At 72.9% G+C, this 18,540-nt stretch carries 20 protein-coding genes, 1 other RNA gene and 1 pseudogene; 9 read left to right on the top strand and 13 right to left on the bottom strand.

Annotated features, from left to right (window positions below; genetic code table 11):
* Nucleotides 1-125: 125 nt before the first annotated feature.
* On the top strand, nt 126-500 hold the full coding sequence (locus tag OTB20_RS36495) for a hypothetical protein (RefSeq protein ID WP_267824234.1): 375 nt from the start codon (nt 126-128) through the stop codon (nt 498-500).
* Between the two features lie 40 nt (nt 501-540).
* On the opposite strand, the gene OTB20_RS36500 is transcribed toward OTB20_RS36495, so the two are convergent.
* The 4 genes from OTB20_RS36500 to OTB20_RS36515 all read right to left on the bottom strand — a co-directional run bounded on the left by OTB20_RS36500 (nt 541) and on the right by OTB20_RS36515 (nt 3,142).
* Nucleotides 541-1,701 carry a hypothetical protein gene (locus OTB20_RS36500; RefSeq protein ID WP_267824235.1) on the bottom strand — a complete coding sequence of 387 codons (1,161 nt, stop codon included), beginning with the start codon at nt 1,699-1,701 and terminating at the stop codon, nt 541-543.
* A gap of 344 nt (nt 1,702-2,045) precedes the next feature.
* Complete coding sequence (locus OTB20_RS36505; protein ID WP_267824236.1) at nt 2,046-2,189, bottom strand: hypothetical protein; 144 nt, start codon at nt 2,187-2,189, stop codon at nt 2,046-2,048.
* Nucleotides 2,186-2,806, bottom strand: coding sequence for a hypothetical protein (locus OTB20_RS36510; RefSeq protein WP_267824237.1), 621 nt, complete (start codon nt 2,804-2,806; stop codon nt 2,186-2,188). The genes OTB20_RS36505 and OTB20_RS36510 overlap by 4 nt, the downstream gene beginning before the upstream one ends.
* A gap of 111 nt (nt 2,807-2,917) precedes the next feature.
* Nucleotides 2,918-3,142, bottom strand: a complete 225-nt coding sequence (locus OTB20_RS36515) for a hypothetical protein (RefSeq protein WP_267824238.1) — start codon at nt 3,140-3,142, stop codon at nt 2,918-2,920.
* 106 nt (nt 3,143-3,248) lie between these two features.
* Here OTB20_RS36515 and OTB20_RS36520 point away from each other — a divergent pair, with 106 nt between their 5' ends.
* The 4 genes from OTB20_RS36520 to OTB20_RS36535 all read left to right on the top strand — a co-directional run bounded on the left by OTB20_RS36520 (nt 3,249) and on the right by OTB20_RS36535 (nt 6,636).
* Complete coding sequence (locus OTB20_RS36520) at nt 3,249-4,106, top strand: Nif3-like dinuclear metal center hexameric protein (RefSeq protein ID WP_267824239.1); 858 nt, start codon at nt 3,249-3,251, stop codon at nt 4,104-4,106.
* Nucleotides 4,103-4,846 (top strand): zinc ribbon domain-containing protein, encoded by a 744-nt coding sequence (locus OTB20_RS36525; protein WP_267759440.1) that lies wholly within the window; start codon nt 4,103-4,105, stop codon nt 4,844-4,846. The genes OTB20_RS36520 and OTB20_RS36525 overlap by 4 nt, the downstream gene beginning before the upstream one ends.
* Nucleotides 4,846-6,150 carry a bifunctional RNase H/acid phosphatase gene (locus tag OTB20_RS36530; protein ID WP_267824240.1) on the top strand — a complete coding sequence of 435 codons (1,305 nt, stop codon included), beginning with the start codon at nt 4,846-4,848 and terminating at the stop codon, nt 6,148-6,150. The genes OTB20_RS36525 and OTB20_RS36530 overlap by 1 nt, the downstream gene beginning before the upstream one ends.
* Nucleotides 6,151-6,273: 123 nt before the next feature.
* Nucleotides 6,274-6,636, top strand: a complete 363-nt coding sequence (locus OTB20_RS36535) for a hypothetical protein (RefSeq protein WP_267824241.1) — start codon at nt 6,274-6,276, stop codon at nt 6,634-6,636.
* Between the two features lie 58 nt (nt 6,637-6,694).
* Here the strand turns inward: OTB20_RS36535 and rnpB are convergent.
* Nucleotides 6,695-7,096: RNase P RNA component class A (gene rnpB, locus OTB20_RS36540), an RNA gene on the bottom strand.
* Nucleotides 7,097-7,217: 121 nt separating this feature from the next.
* Between rnpB and OTB20_RS42605 the strand changes: the two genes are divergently transcribed.
* Both OTB20_RS42605 and OTB20_RS42610 read left to right on the top strand, forming a co-directional pair.
* The gene (locus OTB20_RS42605; RefSeq protein ID WP_324290460.1) at nt 7,218-7,556 is read left to right on the top strand and encodes a hypothetical protein; all 339 of its coding nucleotides are present in this window, start codon (nt 7,218-7,220) and stop codon (nt 7,554-7,556) included.
* Nucleotides 7,557-7,562: 6 nt separating this feature from the next.
* Complete coding sequence (locus OTB20_RS42610) at nt 7,563-8,006, top strand: hypothetical protein (RefSeq protein ID WP_324290461.1); 444 nt, start codon at nt 7,563-7,565, stop codon at nt 8,004-8,006.
* 175 nt (nt 8,007-8,181) lie between these two features.
* Here the strand turns inward: OTB20_RS42610 and OTB20_RS36550 are convergent, their stop codons facing one another.
* From OTB20_RS36550 to OTB20_RS36575, 6 genes are all read right to left on the bottom strand, one after another.
* Nucleotides 8,182-8,778 carry a phosphatase PAP2 family protein gene (locus tag OTB20_RS36550; RefSeq protein WP_267824242.1) on the bottom strand — a complete coding sequence of 199 codons (597 nt, stop codon included), beginning with the start codon at nt 8,776-8,778 and terminating at the stop codon, nt 8,182-8,184.
* On the bottom strand, nt 8,775-9,944 hold the full coding sequence (locus OTB20_RS36555) for an MAB_1171c family putative transporter (RefSeq protein WP_267824243.1): 1,170 nt from the start codon (nt 9,942-9,944) through the stop codon (nt 8,775-8,777). Before OTB20_RS36555 ends, OTB20_RS36550 begins: the two co-directional genes overlap by 4 nt.
* Before the next feature lies 1 nt (nt 9,945).
* Complete coding sequence (locus tag OTB20_RS36560; RefSeq protein ID WP_267824244.1) at nt 9,946-10,638, bottom strand: hypothetical protein; 693 nt, start codon at nt 10,636-10,638, stop codon at nt 9,946-9,948.
* A gap of 141 nt (nt 10,639-10,779) precedes the next feature.
* The gene (locus OTB20_RS36565) at nt 10,780-11,292 is read right to left on the bottom strand and encodes an XRE family transcriptional regulator (protein WP_267824254.1); all 513 of its coding nucleotides are present in this window, start codon (nt 11,290-11,292) and stop codon (nt 10,780-10,782) included.
* Nucleotides 11,293-11,898: 606 nt separating this feature from the next.
* The gene (locus tag OTB20_RS36570) at nt 11,899-12,798 is read right to left on the bottom strand and encodes a helix-turn-helix domain-containing protein (protein WP_267824245.1); all 900 of its coding nucleotides are present in this window, start codon (nt 12,796-12,798) and stop codon (nt 11,899-11,901) included.
* Between the two features lie 160 nt (nt 12,799-12,958).
* Nucleotides 12,959-14,401, bottom strand: a complete 1,443-nt coding sequence (locus OTB20_RS36575) for an RNB domain-containing ribonuclease (protein ID WP_267824246.1) — start codon at nt 14,399-14,401, stop codon at nt 12,959-12,961.
* Nucleotides 14,402-14,507: 106 nt separating this feature from the next.
* Here OTB20_RS36575 and yaaA point away from each other — a divergent pair, with 106 nt between their 5' ends.
* Nucleotides 14,508-15,308 carry a peroxide stress protein YaaA gene (gene yaaA, locus OTB20_RS36580; protein ID WP_267824247.1) on the top strand — a complete coding sequence of 267 codons (801 nt, stop codon included), beginning with the start codon at nt 14,508-14,510 and terminating at the stop codon, nt 15,306-15,308.
* A gap of 501 nt (nt 15,309-15,809) precedes the next feature.
* Here yaaA and OTB20_RS36585 read toward each other — a convergent pair.
* Together OTB20_RS36585 and OTB20_RS36590 are read right to left on the bottom strand one after the other, a co-directional pair.
* Nucleotides 15,810-16,559 carry a bifunctional DNA primase/polymerase gene (locus tag OTB20_RS36585; RefSeq protein ID WP_267824248.1) on the bottom strand — a complete coding sequence of 250 codons (750 nt, stop codon included), beginning with the start codon at nt 16,557-16,559 and terminating at the stop codon, nt 15,810-15,812.
* A 191-nt stretch (nt 16,560-16,750) separates the two neighbouring features.
* Nucleotides 16,751-17,431 (bottom strand): TetR/AcrR family transcriptional regulator, encoded by a 681-nt coding sequence (locus OTB20_RS36590; protein ID WP_267824249.1) that lies wholly within the window; start codon nt 17,429-17,431, stop codon nt 16,751-16,753.
* A 115-nt stretch (nt 17,432-17,546) separates the two neighbouring features.
* Between OTB20_RS36590 and ddaH the strand changes: the two are divergent.
* A pseudogene (gene ddaH / locus OTB20_RS36595) lies at nt 17,547-18,365 on the top strand (dimethylargininase); the annotation flags it as partial.
* Between the last annotated feature and the right edge of the window lie 175 nt (nt 18,366-18,540).

The raw sequence follows: 18,540 nt of genomic DNA on the forward strand, positions 1-18,540 counted from the left end.
ACCCGGGGCAGCTGCTCCGGTGTGCGCGAGAGGTGCGCGTGGACGGACGGGTGTGGCGGCCGGTCGCTCTGGCGGCGGCGGCGATGGTACTGACGGTGTCCTGCTCGACCAGGGATTCCTACGCCGTGCAGATCCCCGCGGACCGGCTGGAGGGGCGATGGGTCAGTACGGGGGGCGTATCCCTGACCTTCCGCACGGATCGCACCTTCACCAGTGAGCACCTCGACACACTGCACGCCGCATCGGGCTGCGCGGACCCTTCCGGCCTGGACTCCGGCCGTTGGGCCTTCTTCGCCCCCACCGAACCCGGCGGCACGACCTTCGCCGTGGAGGAGGCCGCCACGCGCGGCAGCATGCTGTCGCTGACCTTACCCGACCGCGACTGCAGCGTGTCCGCCTATGTTTTCGGCGACGAGGACGAGCCTTCGATGTGCCCGAGCGAAGACCCCGACGGCGGCTGCCCGTCCGGCTATCTCTACCGGAGCGATCAAGGCGAATAGTTCGTCGTGCACCGGGCGGTCGGCTCGCCGCCGCGCGGGCTCACCCCAGCGGGGCCTGCTGCAAGGGGACCGGCCGGGCGGGTGCGGGCGGGAGCGGGATGGGGTCCAGACGGACCGGCGGGGGAGGGGAGACCGGGTGGTTCATGCCCATGACCCCGCACGGCACTTCGGGGGTCGAGTACGGGAGGTGCAGGCGGCCCTGCGGGCTCCACCGGCCCGTTCCGCCGAGCCACCCGGCCGGGGCCCCGAGCCGGAACACGTGCCGGTCGGCGGGGCGCCACAGGGCCAGCCCGGCCGCGTCGGCGCCGTAGCCCTCGCCGGCCTCGTCCACCCGCAGCGCCACCCCGCAGCTCTCCGGCATCAGCACCTGACCCGGCTGCACCGCGAACGGTGCCGCCGTGGCCCCGAACGACCGCAGGCACTCCGGGAAACGCACCGGGCGGGCACTGCCCAGGACCCCCCAGCCGAGCCGGGGCTCGCCCGGCGCGTCCGAGCGGATCAGCAGCAGCCCGCTGTCGGGGTCGGCCAGCAGCAGCCGGTCGTCACTGCCCTCCGCGATCTGGAGCAGCGGCGAGATCTCCCCGGCCCGCCGCAGATCCACGGCCACCGCCTTGGTCACCGGCCCGCCGGGGCCGTCCAGTTCACGGTCCAGCGCCAGCAGCCGGCCCGTCCGGTCCAGCCAGACACCGCCCGAACAGCGCCCCGGGATCCGGGCGACCCGCTCCGGCCCGAACGGGCTCCCGGCCACTTGCCACACCGTGGTCGCGGTGGCTCCCACGGCCAGGGCGAAGGCCCCGTGCCCGTCCGGAGACGGCGGCAGCAAGGTGACCCGTACGCCGTCGGCCGGCTCGCCCGCCGCGCCGGAACCGTCCTGCGCCGGGATCGAGCCGAGCTGCAACTCCCCGGTCCGGGGCCCGGCGCCCCCGTCACCGCCGCCCGTCGGGTACAGCAGCGCGAAACCGTGCCGCTCCGCCACCCGCCGGTGGATCAGCACCCGCCCGTCGGCCAGCGGCAGCACCTCGCTGTCGGCCTCCTCGGGCTGCGCGAGGGGCAGGGGCACCGCGTACGGCTCGGGACCGGTCAGCGTCCAGCGCTCCGGATAACGGGCCTCGCCGTCCCCGGCCAGCCGGGCGGCGTAGGACCCGTCCGCGGCGATGGTGAACGGGGTCGCGCTGGTCTTCTCGATGGCACAGACAGTCATCTGCGGACACCTCCGCCGAGGAAGGTAGTGATCGCGCTTCCCGCCGGACAACGCGACAATCCCCGCTTCACACATACGGGTGGTGCGGCGATGGTTCGCCTGTGGTGGAGGAGGCGATTGTGCTCTGCGATATCGGGGAGTTTGGGACGAGGGGCCGGGTTAGGGATCCCCAAAACCCGCTTCTTCCGTTCCCCGACCCGTTCCCCGACCCGTTCCCCGCTCGCTCGCCGCCGCTCGGTAGCGGGCCCGTAGCAGCAGAATCCCCGGCCGGGCCCTGCTGCGCGGCGAGCGTCGGCGTCAGCTCCAGCAGCAGTTGGCGCGCCTCCCACGCGTGCCCGGCGCCCTCACTGTGCTCGGCCGGCCTGAACCGGGGCCAGCAGGGTCAGCGGATGGTGCTCGCCGAGCGCCGCCGCGCAGTCGCTGATCAGCACCCGCCAGGCGGGCAGCGCCTCCCGGGCGGTGCCCGCGTCCGCGACCCAGCCGGTCATCGTGATCCGGGCCGCGTACGTCTCCTCGCGCCCTCCTCCGGCAGGCTCAGCAGGTTCGGTACGAGCACCCGCAGCCGACCGCGCCGCGGCACGATCTCGCCGAGCAGCGCGGAGGCCTCGCCGAACGGTTCGTCGCGGGCGCAGGCGCAGGCCAGGTCGAAGCCGAACTCGACGGTGAGGGGATCGTCGGAGCCGAACAGCCCGATGGTGTCGGTGAGCACCTCGCCCGGCTCCAGCCGTGCGATGCCCGGGTCGTCCTCGGCGCGCGCCAGCCGGCCGCGCTCCACCAGCGCGGCCCGGATCCGGGCGCTGAACACCTCGCTCGGGTCGGGATCGACGTACTCGCCCTCCAGTACCCCGTCCTCCACTGCCCCGGCCTCGTCCTCGTGCTCCTCCACCGGTTCCCCCGAGGGCGGCGGCAGGTCCGGCTCGGTGGGTACGTACGCCCCCGCACCCGGGAACGCGGCCCCGGAGGGCGTCGCCGGAGCCGCCGGAGCCGCCGCCGCGGCCGCCGCGAACGCCCGGATCAGCCCGCCCAGCCGGTCCACCACCTCCCCGGCGTCCGCCGGCCGGTCCGCCGGATCCTTGGCCAGCAGCTCCATGACCAGCCGGTCCATGGGCAAAGGCATCGGCGTGTACGCGCTCGGCGGCGGCGGGACCTCGTGCACCTACTGGTACATGACCTGGAGCAGGCCGGTCCAGGGTGAACGGCGGCCGCCCGGTGACCATCACGTTGCCGGGCTTGAGGTCCCGGTGGACCACCCCGCCTCCGGGCCGGGCGCCGACTCCAGGACCAGCGCGATCCGCTCGGCCCAGGCCGGCGCCTGCGGGAGCGGGGGCAGCCGCTGCGCGAGCTCCTCGGCGAGCGAGCGGCCCCGTACGAGCTCCCTCATTACCGCCCACGTCCAGGCGTCGGACCAGCTCATATCGGGCGTCCAGTACTTCACCGGCACGCATCGGATCCCCCCGTTTCCCCGGCAGCCGCAGACAGGATCCGCATCGGCCCGCGGATGGGACGGCAAGACAGGGGGCGGTCGCCACGGACGGTAGCCTTGGCCTGTGCCCCGTCTCTCTGAAGTCATCGCCGCGCTGGACACTCTGTGGCCCCCCTCGCGGGCCGAGGAGTGGGACGCCGTCGGCACCGTCTGCGGTGACCCCGACGCGGAGGTCTCCCGGGTCCTGTTCGCCGTCGACCCCGTCCAGGAGATCGTCGACGAAGCGGTGCAGCTGGGCGCCGATCTGCTCGTCACCCACCACCCCCTCTACCTGCGGGGCACCACCACCGTCGAGGCCGGCACCTTCAAGGGCCGGGCCGTGCACACGCTGATCAAGAACGACATCGCGCTGCACGTCGCCCACACCAACGCCGACACCGCCGACCCCGGCGTCTCGGACGCCCTCGCCGGCGCCCTCGACCTGCGCGTCACCGGCCCGCTGGTCCCCGACCCGAGCGACCCCGCCGGCCGCCGCGGCCTCGGCCGGCTCTGCGAGCTGGACCGCCCCGAGACGCTGCGCGAGTTCGCGGCACGCGTCGCCGCCTGGCTGCAGCCGACCGCGCAGGGCATCCGCGTGGCCGGTGACCCCGACGCGCTGATCCGTACCGTCGCGGTCAGCGGCGGCTCCGGCGACAGCCTCTTCGCGCAGGTCCGGGCCGCCGGTGTCGACGCCTACGTCACCGCCGACCTGCGCCACCACCCGGCGTCCGAGGCCCGCGAGCAGAGCACGCTCGCCCTCGTCGACGCCGCCCACTGGGCCACCGAATGGCCCTGGTGCGAGCAGGCCGCGGCCCAGCTCGACGCCATCTCCGAGCGCCACGGCTGGGGTCTGCGGACCCACGTCTCGCGCAAGGTCACCGACCCGTGGACGGTGCACGCGCCGTCCGTCACACACCCTTCTCACCCTGGAGCCCCCAACTGAACGCCGAGCCCGCCGACCAGATCCGACTTCTCGACGTCCAGGCCCTGGACGTCCGGCTGTCTCAGCTCGCCCACAAGCTCAAGTCGCTGCCCGAGCACGCCGAGGTCGACTCGCTGACCAAGGACCTCGCCCAGCAGCGCGACTTCCTCGTCGCCGCCCAGACGAAGGCCACCGACGCCGCCCGCGAGCAGACCAAGGCCGAGCAGGACGTGGACCAGGTGCGCCAGCGCGCCGCCCGCGACCAGGCCCGCCTGGACTCGGGCGCCGGCATCTCCGCCCGCGACGTGGCCAACCTGCAGAGCGAGGTCGTCTCCCTCGCCAAGCGCCAGGGTGACCTGGAGGACATCGTCCTCGAGGTCATGGAGCGCCTGGAGACCGCGCAGGAGACCGTCGTCGGACTGACCGAGCGGGTCGCCTCCCTGGAGACCAAGCTCGCCGACGCCACCGTGCGCCGCGACGCCGCCACCGGTGAGATCGACGCCGAGGTCGCGGGCATCGACAAGGACCGCGGGATCATCGTCACCGCCATGCCGGCCGCGCTGATCGCCCTGTACGAGAAGATCCGCGTGAAGCAGGGCGGCGTCGGCGCCGCCCGCCTGTCGCAGCGCCGCTGCGAGGGCTGCCGCCTGGAGCTCGACCTCGCCGAGGTCAACGAGATCAAGGCCGCCGCCCGCGACGAGGTCGTCCGCCACGAGAGCTGCGGCCGCATCCTGGTCCGCATGGCCGACGCGGGCATCTGATGCCGAAGTTCGTTGTGGAAGCCGACGGCGGCTCCCGGGGCAACCCGGGGCCCGCCGGCTACGGTTCCGTCGTCCTCGACCCGGCGACGGGCGAGACGCTGGCCGAGCGCGCGGAGTACATCGGCGTCGCGACGAACAACGTGGCCGAGTACAGGGGCCTCATCGCCGGGCTGAGGGCTGCCCGCGAGCTGGACCCGGACGCGGTGGTCCTCGTACGGATGGACTCCAAGCTCGTCGTCGAGCAGATGTCGGGCCGCTGGAAGATCAAGCACCCGGACATGAAGCCGCTCGCGGCGGAGGCGGCGAAGATCCTGCCGCGCGCGCAGGTGACGTACGAGTGGATGCCTCGCGAGAAGAACAAGCACGCGGACCGGCTCGCGAACGAGGCGATGGACGCGGGCAAGCGCGGCAAGCAGTGGGAGCCCTCGAACTCCTCGGCAGCGCTGGACGCCTCGGCGGCCCGCGCCCTGGCGACCCCGCCTCCCGCGGGCCCGGTGGGCGACGCAGCCGCGGGCGCCGCGGCCGTCCGTGCCGCCCTCGCCGGCGCCTCCGGCGGTGGTACGGGGGCCCGCGCGGCCTCCGCACCGGCCGACACCCTGTTCGCGGACCCGGCCATCGGTGTCGCGGCGACGGATACCGTCCCCGCCCCCGCGGCGGGATCGGGCTGGGGCCCCGACATGGGGACCCCGGCCACCTTCGTGCTGCTGCGCCACGGAGAGACCGCGCTCACTCCGCAGAAGCGATTCTCCGGCAGCGGCGGCAGCGACCCGGAGCTGTCCGCGACGGGCCGCCGCCAGGCCGCCGCCGTCGCGGAGTCGCTGGCGGCCCGCGGCACCGTCCAGAGCGTGATCAGCTCCCCGCTGCGGCGCTGCCGGGAGACCGCGCAGGCCGTCGCCGACCGGCTCGGGCTCACCGTCACCGTCGAAGAGGGCCTGCGCGAGGTCGACTTCGGCGCGTGGGAGGGGCTGACCTTCGCGGAGACGAGCGAGCGCTTCCCGGAGGACCTCCAGGCGTGGCTGGACTCCCCGAAGGCCGCCCCCACGGGCGGCGGCGAGAGCTTCGCCTCGGCCACCCGCCGCATCTCCGCGACCAGGGACCGGCTGCTCGCCGAACACACGGGCCGTACGGTGCTGCTCGTCTCGCACGTGACGCCGGTCAAGATCCTGGTCCGGCTGGCGCTGGGCGCCCCGCCGGAGGCGCTGTTCCGCATGGAGCTGTCGGCGGCCTCGCTGTCGGCGGTCGCCTACTACGCGGACGGCAACGCCTCGGTCCGCCTGCTGAACGACACGTCCCACCTGCGCTGAGCCACGAGGCCCGGCCCCCAGGGGCCGGGCCGTCCGAGGAGGGACCGCCACCCGTGCCTCCCTACCCGTCCGGCTTCCGGTAGCACCTCCAGGAAGGTCCTGGAGTGCGGCTGGAGGCTCTCCGTGTCCCGCACCGCCCATCACATCCCCGCCCGGCGCACCCCGTTCGACGAGCAGCGCCGCGAGGGTCCCTGGCAGCACCCCGGTCCCTGGCGCCGAGTGGACCTGCGCAGCCTGCGCTACTGCGCCGCCGAACTCCGTACCGCGGCGCGGAAAGGCCGGCGCCCACGGCCCCGGGAAGTCCGCCGCGCCTTCGACAGCTGGCGGTACTGCTGCGCCCACGGGGGATCCCTGTCCGAGGCCGCCAACCGCGCGGAGCGCGTCGCCCGCGCGCGGGCCCGTACCGACTGCCGGGCCGCGCTCCACGATGCCGAGACGGTCATCGAGCCCTACCGCCCCCGCTACCAGGCCCACTGGCTGGCTTGACACCCGGTACGAAGAAGCCCCCGCACCCGAGTTCACGGGGGCGGGGGCTGTTCGCCGGCAGACGAGCCGGCCTGTACGCCGGGTTCTGTCTCCCGGAGACCTCGCGGTCGCCGGGGAGACGGCCATCCATCTAGGACCGGCGTTGCCGCCGGCCTCGTGCGGTCTACCCGCGAACTCGGGCGGGCAGCCCTCGAACGTTCGCGCAGGGACGTCCGAAAACGGCCCCTCTTGACCTTGCTCCGGGTGGGGTTTACCTAGCCGCCTGAGTCACCTCAGGCGCTGGTGGTCTCTTACACCACCGTTTCACCCTTACCGGGGGCCGAAGCCCCAGGCGGTCTGTTTTCTGTGGCACTGTCCCGCGGGTCACCCCGGGTGGCCGTTAGCCACCACCCTGCCCTGTGGAGCCCGGACGTTCCTCGGCGGGATCCGGAGACCCCGACGCGGCCGCCCGGCCGACTCGTCTGTCGTACCGCCCATCGTACCGGCTGCGTCATCACGGCTTGACCTTGACGCAGCGGCAGGGTTTCTACTTGAACCCATGCGAAGATCGGAGAGATCTCCGCCCTCGCGAACTGGCCGCGGTGGCCGCCGTGCTTCCCGCGGAGTCGGCGCTGGTGGTGTGCGTGGCGGCCGGAGCGCGGCCGCCGGGCTGGGCCCTCGCCCTCGCCGAAGCGGTGGTGCTGGGGGTCCTCCTCCTGGAGGCCCGCGTCCTGTACTCGCTGTACGCCGCCTCGCGCTCCCGGGGCGCCGGCCCGGGCGAGGCCCGCCGCGAGGCCGTACGGGCCGTGGTGCCCGTGCCCGTACGCCGCCTCGTGTTCCATGAGCTACGCGCGTTCGCCGCGCTGGGCCGGTGGGCGCTGCGGCGGCCGCCGCACGGGGTGCGCCCCGGGGACCATGCGGCCCCGTACACCGGACCCTAGACGGCCATGATGTACGGGCTGCTGTTCGTCACGGTGATCGAGACGGCGGCCCTGGCCGTCCTCATCCCCTGGCCGGCCGTCCACCGCGTGGTGCTCGTCCTCGACGTGTACGGGGTGGTGCTGGTGCTCGCACTGCACGCCGCCCGCGTCACCCGGCCGCACGTCGTACGCCCCGACGGGACCCTGCGCATCCGCTACGGCGCCCTCTTCGACCTGACCGTCCCGCCGGACGCGGTGGCTTCGGTCCGGGTGGAGCGGCGCTACCCCGAGAAACGGCTCGTCACCCTCTCCGAGGACGGGGTGCTCGACCTGATCGTCGGCAGCCAGACCACCGTCACCGTGGAACTGACCCGCCCGCTCGGCGCGCGCGCCGAAGCCCGTGTCATCCGCTTCCACGCGGATGCGCCCGGAGCGCTGGTCGCCGCACTGCGGCAGCCCGCACCCCCGTGACGGGCTGCCGCAGTGCCGACCGTGTGCGCCGAGCGTGACAAGCCGGTGCGCGCCTGTCTTGTCAAAAACGGCGCGGCTCAAAAAAGGCGCAATTCGAAAACGGCACGGCTCGAATCGCCACGGCCGGCCGAGGGGACGGGGAGAGGGAACCGGGCGGTCCGCGCCGCGCGTTCGGCTAGCGGACCAGCGTGAAGGTGGTGGCCGCGACGGCCGCGCCCACCGCGGTGCCCGCGAGGACCTGGGCAAGGGTGTGGTCCTTCAGCCGGACCCGGGACCAGCCGACGAGTGCGACCAGCGGGTACGCGAGCAGCAGCCGGGGCCCGTAGGTCAGCGCGAGCATCGCGACGCTGCCGGAGGAGACGGCCGCGTGCACGCTGATCTTCCAGGCGGGGGTCACGGTGAGCAGGGCCGCGAGGGTCACCAGCATGGCCGTGATCAGCGCGATCATCGTCCGGGGGGAGCCGAGGAGCGCCATCAGGAGGATGCCGGTGGCGACCGAGGCGATGATGAACACCAACACGGTGATGCGCTGTTGGCGCTGGCCGACGTGCCGGTCGGCCCAGCGGCCGCGCCGGATGCCGAACTTGATGAAGGCCAGGGGGATGACGGCGGCGAACAGGCAGCCGAGGAGGCCCCAGCCGATCCCGGCGAAACCGGCGGTGTGCCAGCCGATGAGGACGGTGTCGGCGATGATCCAGGTCTTGGGATCGAGTCCGTCGGTGATCAGCCGTGCGGATCGGGACTCGGTGGGGCGGGTGAGCGCGGCGGTCACGCCGTGGCCTCCTGGCTGGTCGCGGTGAGGAAGTCGTCAGCCACGGCGGAGTGGTAGATCCGGGCGAGCTGGATGAGCCGGTGCACCTCGGTGGTGAAGTCGAGTTCGTCGATTCCGACGGCGGCCGGCTCCTGGGTGCCGCGGACCGGCAGGACGCCGCGGGCCTTGCCCTCGCGCGTAGCCCGCATCCACAGGGCTTCGGCCGCCGGGCTCGTCGCCGGGTCGAATCCGGCCTGCAGGGCGGCGGCGTGCGCGCGCTCGCGGACCTCGCCCGCGGTGTAGGCGTCGAGGGTCAGGGCGGCATCGCGGATCTCGATGACGCGCCGGTACAGCCGCAGGCGCGGGCTGCGCAGGAGACCGGTCTTCAGGACGATGTCGGGGGTGACCTTGGTCAGGTCCTGCCAGAGCGGCTGGAGCTGCCGGTAGTGCCGGCCGTCCTGGACGGTGCGCCAGGCCACACCGAACGCGGGGATGCTGCTGCCGATGAGGATGAAGGCGATCGCCAGGTACTTCAGGGCGTCGGTGACGTTGTCGACGGCGATGTCGCTGGTGGCGTCGGTGAGGCCCGCGAGGCGGCTCGCGATGTACCCGGCCCGCATCAGGGTGTACAGCACGCCGACGGCGGTCCCGATGCCCATGAGGCGGACGCCGGTCCGCAGCCACAGGGCGCTGGCGTGCCGTGCGCTGCCCCAGAAGAGCCAGGTGGCGGTGGCCATGGCGATGCCGAGGTAGACGACGAAGAGGAGGTAGTAGACGGTGGCCCAGCCGTTGCCCGCGGTCTCCTCGAAGAAGTCGGTCATCTCGTGGGGCCGAGGGACGAAGAAGGCGAAGAGCACCGTCATGGCCGTCATCGCGGTCAGGGCGGCGTAGTGGCGGGCCCGCAGCCGACGGCCGGTCTCCGGGCGGGCGATGGCGACGACGAAGTCGACGACCGCGCCGGCCGCGATCATGCCCAGGCAGTGCTTGATGAGGGTGGAGAGGTTGTTGACGCCCGCCCCGTCGTCCAGGGTGCGCATCACGCCGGGGAGGCGGAGCGTCATGGAGAGGGTCAGGGCGGCGAACGCCGTCCACAGGGCCCGCTGTTTGACCGTGCGGACGGCCGAGGGGGCGCGCCAGAGCGTCACCGCCCAGAGCATGGCCAGGATGGCTATCTCGAGGTGTTTCACTTCACGACCAGGTGTTTCGAACGGGGTGCCCGAGGGCGTCATGGAGGCGCATGAGACGGTCCTCGGCCTCGCTGGAGGTCGACTGCGTCGTGTAGCGGCCGGCCCGCTCGTGGATGAGCGTGGCCAGGGTCTCGGCCTGCCGCTCCTGCGGGCTGGCGAACTTGCTCCGCCCCATGAGGTGCGCCAGGCGGTCGATGTCGAGGCCGAGTTCTTCGTCGATCGATTCGGTCGCGCGGGCCACGTTCCTGATCCGGGCCGCCTCGGCGCGAATGATCGAGGCCACGGGCAGTTCGGGGCGGTCGATCCCGGCGACGGCCGTCTGCGTACGCGTCAGCAGGCGCTGGAAGTGCTCGGAGGCCCGTGCTATCTCCCGGTCCGACGGCTGCTCGGGGATGTCGAGTTCGGGGGCTACGTGGCCGAGCAGCATGTGCGAGATCTCGTGGAGGACGATCTGCACCTTGAGGATCTCGGCCGCGACGGCGTCGTAGAAGACGAGGTCGGCGACCTCCAGTCCGAGCCAGATCCCGCACGGCAGGGCCGGGTCGGGAGGGCCGTCCAGGGGCAGCAGGATCAGCGGTCGGCCACGCTGCGCGGCTATGCCCTCGCAGAAGGCATCCAGGTCGAACGGCCGGGGGATGACGAGTCGGTCTGCGACGGCGGCGCACTCCGCGTCGGCGCGCTTCCACCAGCGCATCGTCGCCTCCCCGCCCGTCATCGTCCACTGCGCACACCCGATCGGGTTTGAGAGTAACCGGAACCACAGCGGCGGCTTACTTACGGCGTATCGGTGGCCGAAATACCGCTGTTCGGGTGAAGCGTGTGACTGATTCGCGCCTCAGGACTCCTTGCCGCGGCGCCGGCGGGGCTTCACATCCGGAAGTCCTTCGGCCTTCCGGAGCTGCTTGATCAGGCCGGTGACGGACCGCATGGAACCGGCGGACAGTCCACTGAGGCGGAAGGCCGCGGCCTTGACCTGTTCGTCCTCGAGGACCTGGGCGAACTCGTCTGCCGCCGCGGCCTTGCCCATCTCCTCGCGGAGCCGCGTGATCCGTTCCTCGATCCGCTGCTCGATCGCCTGGGCGTTCTCGCCGTCGGCGAGGTACCCCACGGTGACGCCGAAGAAATTGGCGATCGCGCGGATCGAGTCGATGCCGGGGTTCGGGTTGTTGTTCAGGCGGATGGTCTGGACCGTGCCGTGCGAGACGGAGGGGCCGGACAGCTGCTTCGTACCGTCGGCGATCTCTTGGTACGTGTACGGACCGCGGCCCGCCGGGTGGATCGTCTCGATCAAGAAGCCGAGGCGGTCGCCCATGGTGTCCCGCCGGCCGGTGGGGGTCTCCTCACCCATCACCGTCACTGCTCCCGTCTACTGCTGGATCTCGTATTTTAGTGCTAAATCATCACCGGCATTATCTACCTGCCTAGATGGCTTCCGCCACACAGTGCAACGAACTTCGTCTACCCAGCTAGCGGACCGGATCGAAAGTGACCCACGCCATATTGTCCCAGGCGTGCCCCGCAGGACCTTGACAGGGCCTGTGTGCGACGGCGTATCTTCGTCCAGCCGTCTAGTCCACTAGATGACTCGGCGCTCAACCGCTGGACGCTCCGCGTCTAGCCGACTGAGCGGCAGGGCCGGTGGGCGAGGGGTGAGGGGGAGGAGTCGCGATGCCGCCACGGCGGCAGGCTCCAGGAGTGGGAACAGGGGGGATGGATCGCTCGCCTGTGGGCTGGGGTACGGGGGTCCTCAGCCCATGGGGGGCGAGACGCTCGCCGACGGGAGCCGACGCCCGCCGGCGGGAGTCCGGTGGAATCCGACGGGGGAGCCGGACGCCGGACGACGCGGTCCGGCCGCGACCCGGGGCGCGGCACGGATGACGGTCCGGGGTGCGGTTAACGGTCCGGGGCGCGGCGCGGATAACGGTCCGGCGGGGCGGTGTTGATCCGCCCGGCCCTAGCCGGACAGCATCACGCTGCTGACCCGGCCCGGCATCCGGTCCAGTGCCGAACCCGGGGCCAGGCCGCCGCGCAGCAGCACGAACCGGGACGGGGGCAGGCCCGTCATCGACTTCACCTCGCGGCTCAGGTGCGCCTGGTCGTGGTAGCCGCACGCGGCCGCCACGTGCGCGGCCGCCGTTCCCCCCGCCAGCATCCGCAGTGCGTGCTGCAGCCGGAACACCCGGGCCACGGCCTTGGGGGACAGGCCGACGTGTTCGCGGAACCGCGACCGCAGCGTGCGGGCACTCCACCCCGTCGCGGCGCTCACCCGGCTGAGGGAGCGGGTGTTCGCCCAGAGTCCGCTGAGGGCTCCACTGACCTCGGACGCGGGGGAGGGGTTGTCGTCGAGGCGGGCGCCGAACACCCCGTCGAGCAGGGCGAAGCGCTCCGTCCACGTGGGGAGCGACTGGAGCCGCTCGGTCAGGAACCGGCCCTGCGGTCCGAGGACGTCCGCCAGATCCACGTGGGCGTCCTCGAAATGCCACATCGGGATGCCGAACAGCCGGTGGCAGCCCTGCGGGGTCATGTTCACCTCCAGCCCGTGCACGACCCCCGCATGCACCCCGATCGCCGGCACCGTGCGCGGGCCGCTGATCATGGCCTGGGCGGCGGGCCGCAGCCGCGCCGTGCCGAGGTCCTCCGTACGGGACACCCACAGGCCGTCGGAGAAGGTGAAGACGAGCGTCACGCAGCCGGTGGGCAGCTCCAGACGGCGTCTGGGGGCGGTGAACTCGGTATGGAAACCGGTGTAGTTGATGATCATTGGCCGCAGGGCGGCGGGAGGTCGGCGGCGTCGCGCCGAGCCGCCGCCGGAAGCGGGCGCCGTACGTGCCTCGAAGACGTCGACGGATCCCATGTCCGGGCCCTCCCCCGCTGTTGCACGGCCGGTGACGCCGCGTGGTCGGCCGATGATTGCAGGTCACGAGGGCCGATGACCAGAGCGGGCCTACAGCCGATCAGTTCCGTGCCACCCGCGGGCGGGGCGGTTCGCACCCACCGCCCCGGGGGCCGTCGGATCAGGCCGGCGCGAAGAGCACCTTGGCCGTACCCGGGGCCGCCTCCGTCAGCCGGACCCTGATCCGGTCGCCCAGCGGCAGATCCCCCGACGTGGACTCGATGCGGCCGATCACCGCGGGCTCCTCCAGCTGGACCGTGCCGACCAGAGGCTCCCGGTCCTTGACGTCGATGACCGTCGCCTCGAAGGTCTCCCCGACCCGGTCCTTGAGCAGCGCCGCCTCCACCAGGTCCACCGACTCCCGCTCCGCCGAGTTCGCCAGCCGGGTGCCGTCCGCCATCTCCTTCGGCAGGGTTTCGAGCGCGGCCAGCGCCCAGCCGGGGGGTTCGGTCCCCGTGACCGCCGCGACACACAGCTCCCCCGTGTACCGGTCTACGAGCCTGCGCAGCGGCGCGGTGCAGTGGGCGTACGGGGCCGCGACCGCGGCGTGCAGGGCGGGGTCCGGGGTCGCGCCGCCGATGAAGACCGTGTAGCCGGCGCCGCGCAGCAGGGTGGTGCACTCCTGCAGGAAGGCGGCGTGGGCGGGCCGGTGCGGATCGAGCCCGCGCACGAGCTCCGCGTACGGGACGTGGTGCGGCCAGTCGATCCGCAGGGCCTTCGCCGCCCGGCGCAGCCGCCCGACCGCTCCGTCGGGGGCGGTCGGCAGGGTCCGTAGGATCCCCGTCCCGGCGGCGAGCATCAGATCGGCGGCCGCCATGCCGGTCATCAGGGAGATCTGAGCGTTCCAGCCGTCGGCCGGGAGCGAAGCCCGGTAGGCCAGGCTGTAGGAGCCCCCGTGCTCGACGATCTCCTGCTCGGGCACGTTCAGCGAGATGCCGCCGCGCTCCGTCTCCAAGGCCTCGCGCAGCCCTCCGATGTCCTTGAGGAGGGCCAGCGGCTCCTCGGCCGTGCCCGCGTCGATGGCCTTCTGGACGCCGGCGTAGTCGAGTTTGGCCCGGCTGCGCACGAGCGCGCGGCGGACGTCGGTGCTCTCCACCCGCCCTTCGGCGTCCAGATCGAGCCGCCACAGCAGGGCCGGGCAGGTCTGGTCGGGGAGCAGGCTGGCCGCGCCCTCCGAGAGCACGGCCGGGTGCAGGGGGACCTTCTCGTCGGGGAAGTAGAGGGTGGTGACCCGGCGGTGGGCCTCCGCGTCGAGGGCGCCGCCGGGGGTGACGTAGGCGGCGACGTCGGCGATGGCGTAATGGACCCGGTAACCGCCGGAGGAGCGCCTCGCCAGGTGCATGGCCTGGTCCAGATCGCGCGAGGTCGGCGGATCGATCGTGAAGAAGGGGATGTCGGTGGCGTCGAAGTCCGGCAGACGTGGATCGCGTACCGCCCGCTCCGCCTCGGCGAGTACGGGCGCCGGGAACTCCTCCGGCACCTCCAGCTTCGTCCGCAGTTCACGCAGCGCGGCCCGCAGAGCAGCCCCGTCTGCGCCGGTCATGATCATATGACGGCGTGGCATGAGCCGAGCCTATGGCCGGTGGGCCCGGGCGGCACGGCGAGCCGTCTACCCTGGTCGGGGGCCGCACCCCCGCCGCTGTGCCGTGCCCGTCGATAGGAGAACCACCGTGCTCGTGCTGCTGCCGCCGTCCGAAGGAAAGGCCGCCGGCGGCTCCGGCGCACCGCTGAAGCCCGAGACGCTCTCGCTGCCGGGGCTGGCCGAGGCGCGGGCCGCGGTGCTGGAGGAGCTCGTCGAGCTGTGCGTGGGCGACGAACTGAAGGCCCGCGAAGTGCTCGGCCTGAGCGAGGGCCTGCGGGGTGAGGTGGCCAAGAACGCGGAACTGCCGACGGCGGCCGCGCGGCCGGCCGGCGAGATCTACACGGGCGTCCTCTACGACGCGCTGGGACTGGCGACCCTCCCCCCGGCGGCGCTGTCCCTGGCCGGCGAATCCCTGCTGGTCTTCTCGGGCCTGTGGGGAGCGGTCGGGATCGCGGACCGCATCCCCTCTTACCGCTGCTCGATGGGCGTGAAGCTGCCGGGGCTGGGGGCGCTGGGCGCGTTCTGGCGCGAACCGATGGCCTCGGTGATGCCCGAAGCCGCGGGGGAGGGCCTGGTCCTGGACCTGCGGTCCTCGGCGTACGCCTCCGCGTGGAAGCCGAAGGGCGAGGTGGCGGGGCGGACGGCCACCGTTCGGGTGCTGCACTCGCAGCTGGTCGACGGGGTCGAGAAGCGGTCGGTGGTGAGCCACTTCAACAAGGCCACCAAGGGCCGCCTGGTCCGCGACCTCCTGACGGCCGGCGCGATCCCCGCGTCCCCCGCGGAGCTGGTGACGGCCCTCCGGGACCTCGGCTTCACGGTGGAGGCCGAAGCCCCCGCGAAGCCGGGCAGGGCCTGGCCCCTAGACGTGATCGTCACCCAGATCCACTAGCCCGCAGCCGCCCCCGGCCGCCTGCTGGGGGTGGTCGCCTCAAACGCAGGCGGGGCTGGATGTGGCCGGCGTTGGCCTGTACCGAAGCCGGTCCGTCCGGTGGGCGCAAATCCAGCCTGTCCGGCGTTTGAGGACCGGGGTCTGGGGCGGAGCCCCAGGATGGGTCCGGGCGGAGTCCGGGGAACGGGGGAAGGGCGGGTAGGGGACATGCCCCGCAGGGCAGGCCACCCGTGGCCGCGGGCCGGCCGCGGCCACGCGGGAAGTCCGTTCGCCGCACTGGAAGCCCCGCGCCGCGACCCCACCCGGCCCGGCCGGCGGATCGGAGACCCGGAGTCCCGGCGGCGCAAACAGTGGCCCGGGGATGGCGGACCCAGGCAACTGCTCGGCGACCCAGGGGCCCAAGGCCCAGGCGGGCCGGCGACCCAAGGGCCAGGCCGGCCGGCCTGGCCCAAAGGCGCAAAGCCCCGGCGAGTCAGCGGCCCAGGGCCCAGGCCCGGCGGGTCAGCGGCCCAGCGGCCAGGCTACGGCGGCGGGGGTTTGGTCCGAGGCGCCGGCGTAGGTGGCGCACGCGTCCGTGAGGGTTTCGAGCAGGGTCAGGGGATCGACGAGCGGATGCTCCATGCCACGGAGCCAGGCCACCGAGAGGTCCCCCGGCAGGGCGGCCGGCGGCACCAGGACGTAGCTGCCCCGGCAGTGCCACCGCAGCCCCGGGTGCTCGTCCATCGTCTCGGGGTGGCAGTCCAGTTCGCAGGGCCACCACTCGTCCTCGTCCTCGGGCGTACCCCGGGTCGCGGTGAAGAAGAGCATGCGGGCCTGGTCGCCCGTACCGCCGGACTCCGCGACCGGACCGACCTCGACACCGGCGGCCAGGAGGCGTTCGAGCGCGCTGCGGCCGGCCTCGAGGGGGACGTCCAGTACGTCGTGGATCATGCCCGTCGCGGTGATGAAGTTGGCCGCGGGCTGGTTGCGCGCCCAGCGTTCGACCTGCGCGCGGTCCGTCGTGGACTGCGTCTGCCAGGCGAAGGAGATGGGGTGTCGTGCGGGCGTCGGACAGCCGATCCGGTCGCACGAACACCGGTAGCCGGCGGGATGCGCGGCGGGCGCGAGCGGCAGACCCGCCGCGGCGACGGCCAGCAGCAGTGCTTCGCGTTCTCGCGCGGGGTCCTCGGCGTCGGGCTTCGGCTTGCGGCGCAGCCACTGGGAAATCCTGCTCTGCTCGCCGCGTTTGACGCGGCCCGACTCAGACCCCATCTATCCCCTCACCTACACCGTTGCCCCGGTAGACCCTCACATGTTCCCACCATCCTGGGCGCCGGATGACCGCACCCCCCGACCAGGACTCCCACATAACCGCAGAATTCGGCCATATGTTCTCGGCCATCAGAAGGCCATGACTTATCCCACCCCGGCTCCACGCGGGCTCCGACGGGTCCCGTCCCTGGTCAGGCCCTCGCGCCGGCTCCGCCCAGCACGGAGTCCACCAGCGCGTCCGCATACGCGTGCGTGAGCGGGGCCGTGCGCAGCAGCCAGCGGTACGTCAGCGGTCCGAGCAGCATCTCCACGGTCAGTCGCAGATCGGTGTCCGGCGGGAGCTGTCCGGCCTCGCGGGCCGACCGCAACCGCTCCTCGTACAGCGCGAGCTGGGGCTCCAGCAGCTGTGCGTAGAAGCGTGCCCCGAGCTCGGGGTCGGTGGCGCCGGCCGCCGTCAGGGCGCGCGCGGGGGCCGAGTACCGCTCGTCGGCGAACTCGTCCACCGTCGCCCGCAGTACGCACTTCAGGTCGGCGGCCAGGTCCCCGGTGTCGGGGAAGCCGGTCCACCCGCCCCCGGACTCCGTGCCCCCGGAATTCGTGCCTTCGGCGGCGGCGTCCCCGGCGAGCGCGAGCGAGGCGTCCAGGAGGACCGCGGCCTTCGAGGGCCACCAGCGGTAGATGGTCTGCTTGCCGACTCCGGCGCGGGCGGCGATGGCCTCGATGGTCAGCTTGTTGTAGCCGACCTCCCCCACCAGGGCGAGCGCCGCGTCCAGGATGGCCCGCCGCGAGCGGTCGCTGCGGCGCGTGGCGTCGGGGGACCGGGGGGCGGAGGAGGGGCCGGGACCGGGAGCAGGGAGGGGGTTGGAGCTCATTTCGGCAATTTATCAATCCCGAACCGCTCGAATTCCAGCCGTTCGGGAAACCACCCAATCAGTTCACTGCGCCGTCCTCGTCCAGGAGGGACGATTCTCTTCTCATCACCATGAGGAGCCCTCATTGCGCAGAGACGCCACACCCCGGCGCTACCTGATGTGCCCACCCGCGCACTTCAAGGTCACGTACTCCATCAACCCGTGGATGGACCCCACGAAACCGGTGGACCTGCCCCTCGCACAGGCCCAGTGGGAGGACCTCCGCGACCGCTACCGGGCCCTCGGCCACACCGTCGAGACGCTTGTCCCCGACCGCGGGCTGCCCGACATGGTCTTCGCCGCCAACGGCGCCCTCGTCGTCGACGGTCGGGTGCTGGGCGCGCGGTTCGCCTATCCCGAGCGGGCGGGCGAGGCGGAGATCCACCTCGACTGGTTCCGGAACAACGGCTTCCACGACGTGCACGAGCCGTCCCACGTCAACGAGGGCGAGGGCGACTTCGCCGTTACCGCCACCTACATCCTGGCCGGCCGGGGCTTCCGCTCCAGCCCGCTCTCGCACGACGAGGCCCAGGAGTTCTTCGGCCGCCCGGTCATCGGCCTCGACCTGGTCGACCCGCGCTACTACCACCTGGACACGGCGCTGTCCGTGCTCGACGGCGACGAGATCATGTACTACCCGGACGCCTTCTCCGAGGGCAGCAGGGCGGTCCTGCGCCGGCTCTTCCCCGACGCGCTGATCGCGCAGGCCCAGGACGCGGCGGCCCTCGGGCTCAACGCCGTCTCGGACGGCCGGCACGTGCTGCTCCCGCAGGAGGCGACCGGACTCCTCGAACCCCTGCGGGCGCGCGGGTTCGAGCCGGTCCCCATGGACCTGGGGGAGCTGCTCAAGGGCGGCGGCAGCGTGAAGTGCTGCACGCAGGAGCTGAGGCCCTAGCCGGGGCCGCCCGACGGGAGCCGCCGGACGGGGGCCGCCCGACGGGGTCTAGAAGGCTGATGAAGATCTTGTTGAGGGGCTGTCCGGCCGCAGGCCGGGCAGCCCCTCGTGGTCATGTGCCGGCTGGGGCGAGGTGCCAAGTGCCGTTCGTGTGGGTGAGCCCGAGGTTGATCAG

It is taken from the genome of Streptomyces sp. H27-H1, from assembly GCF_026627445.1.
Lineage (GTDB): Bacteria > Actinomycetota > Actinomycetes > Streptomycetales > Streptomycetaceae > Streptomyces.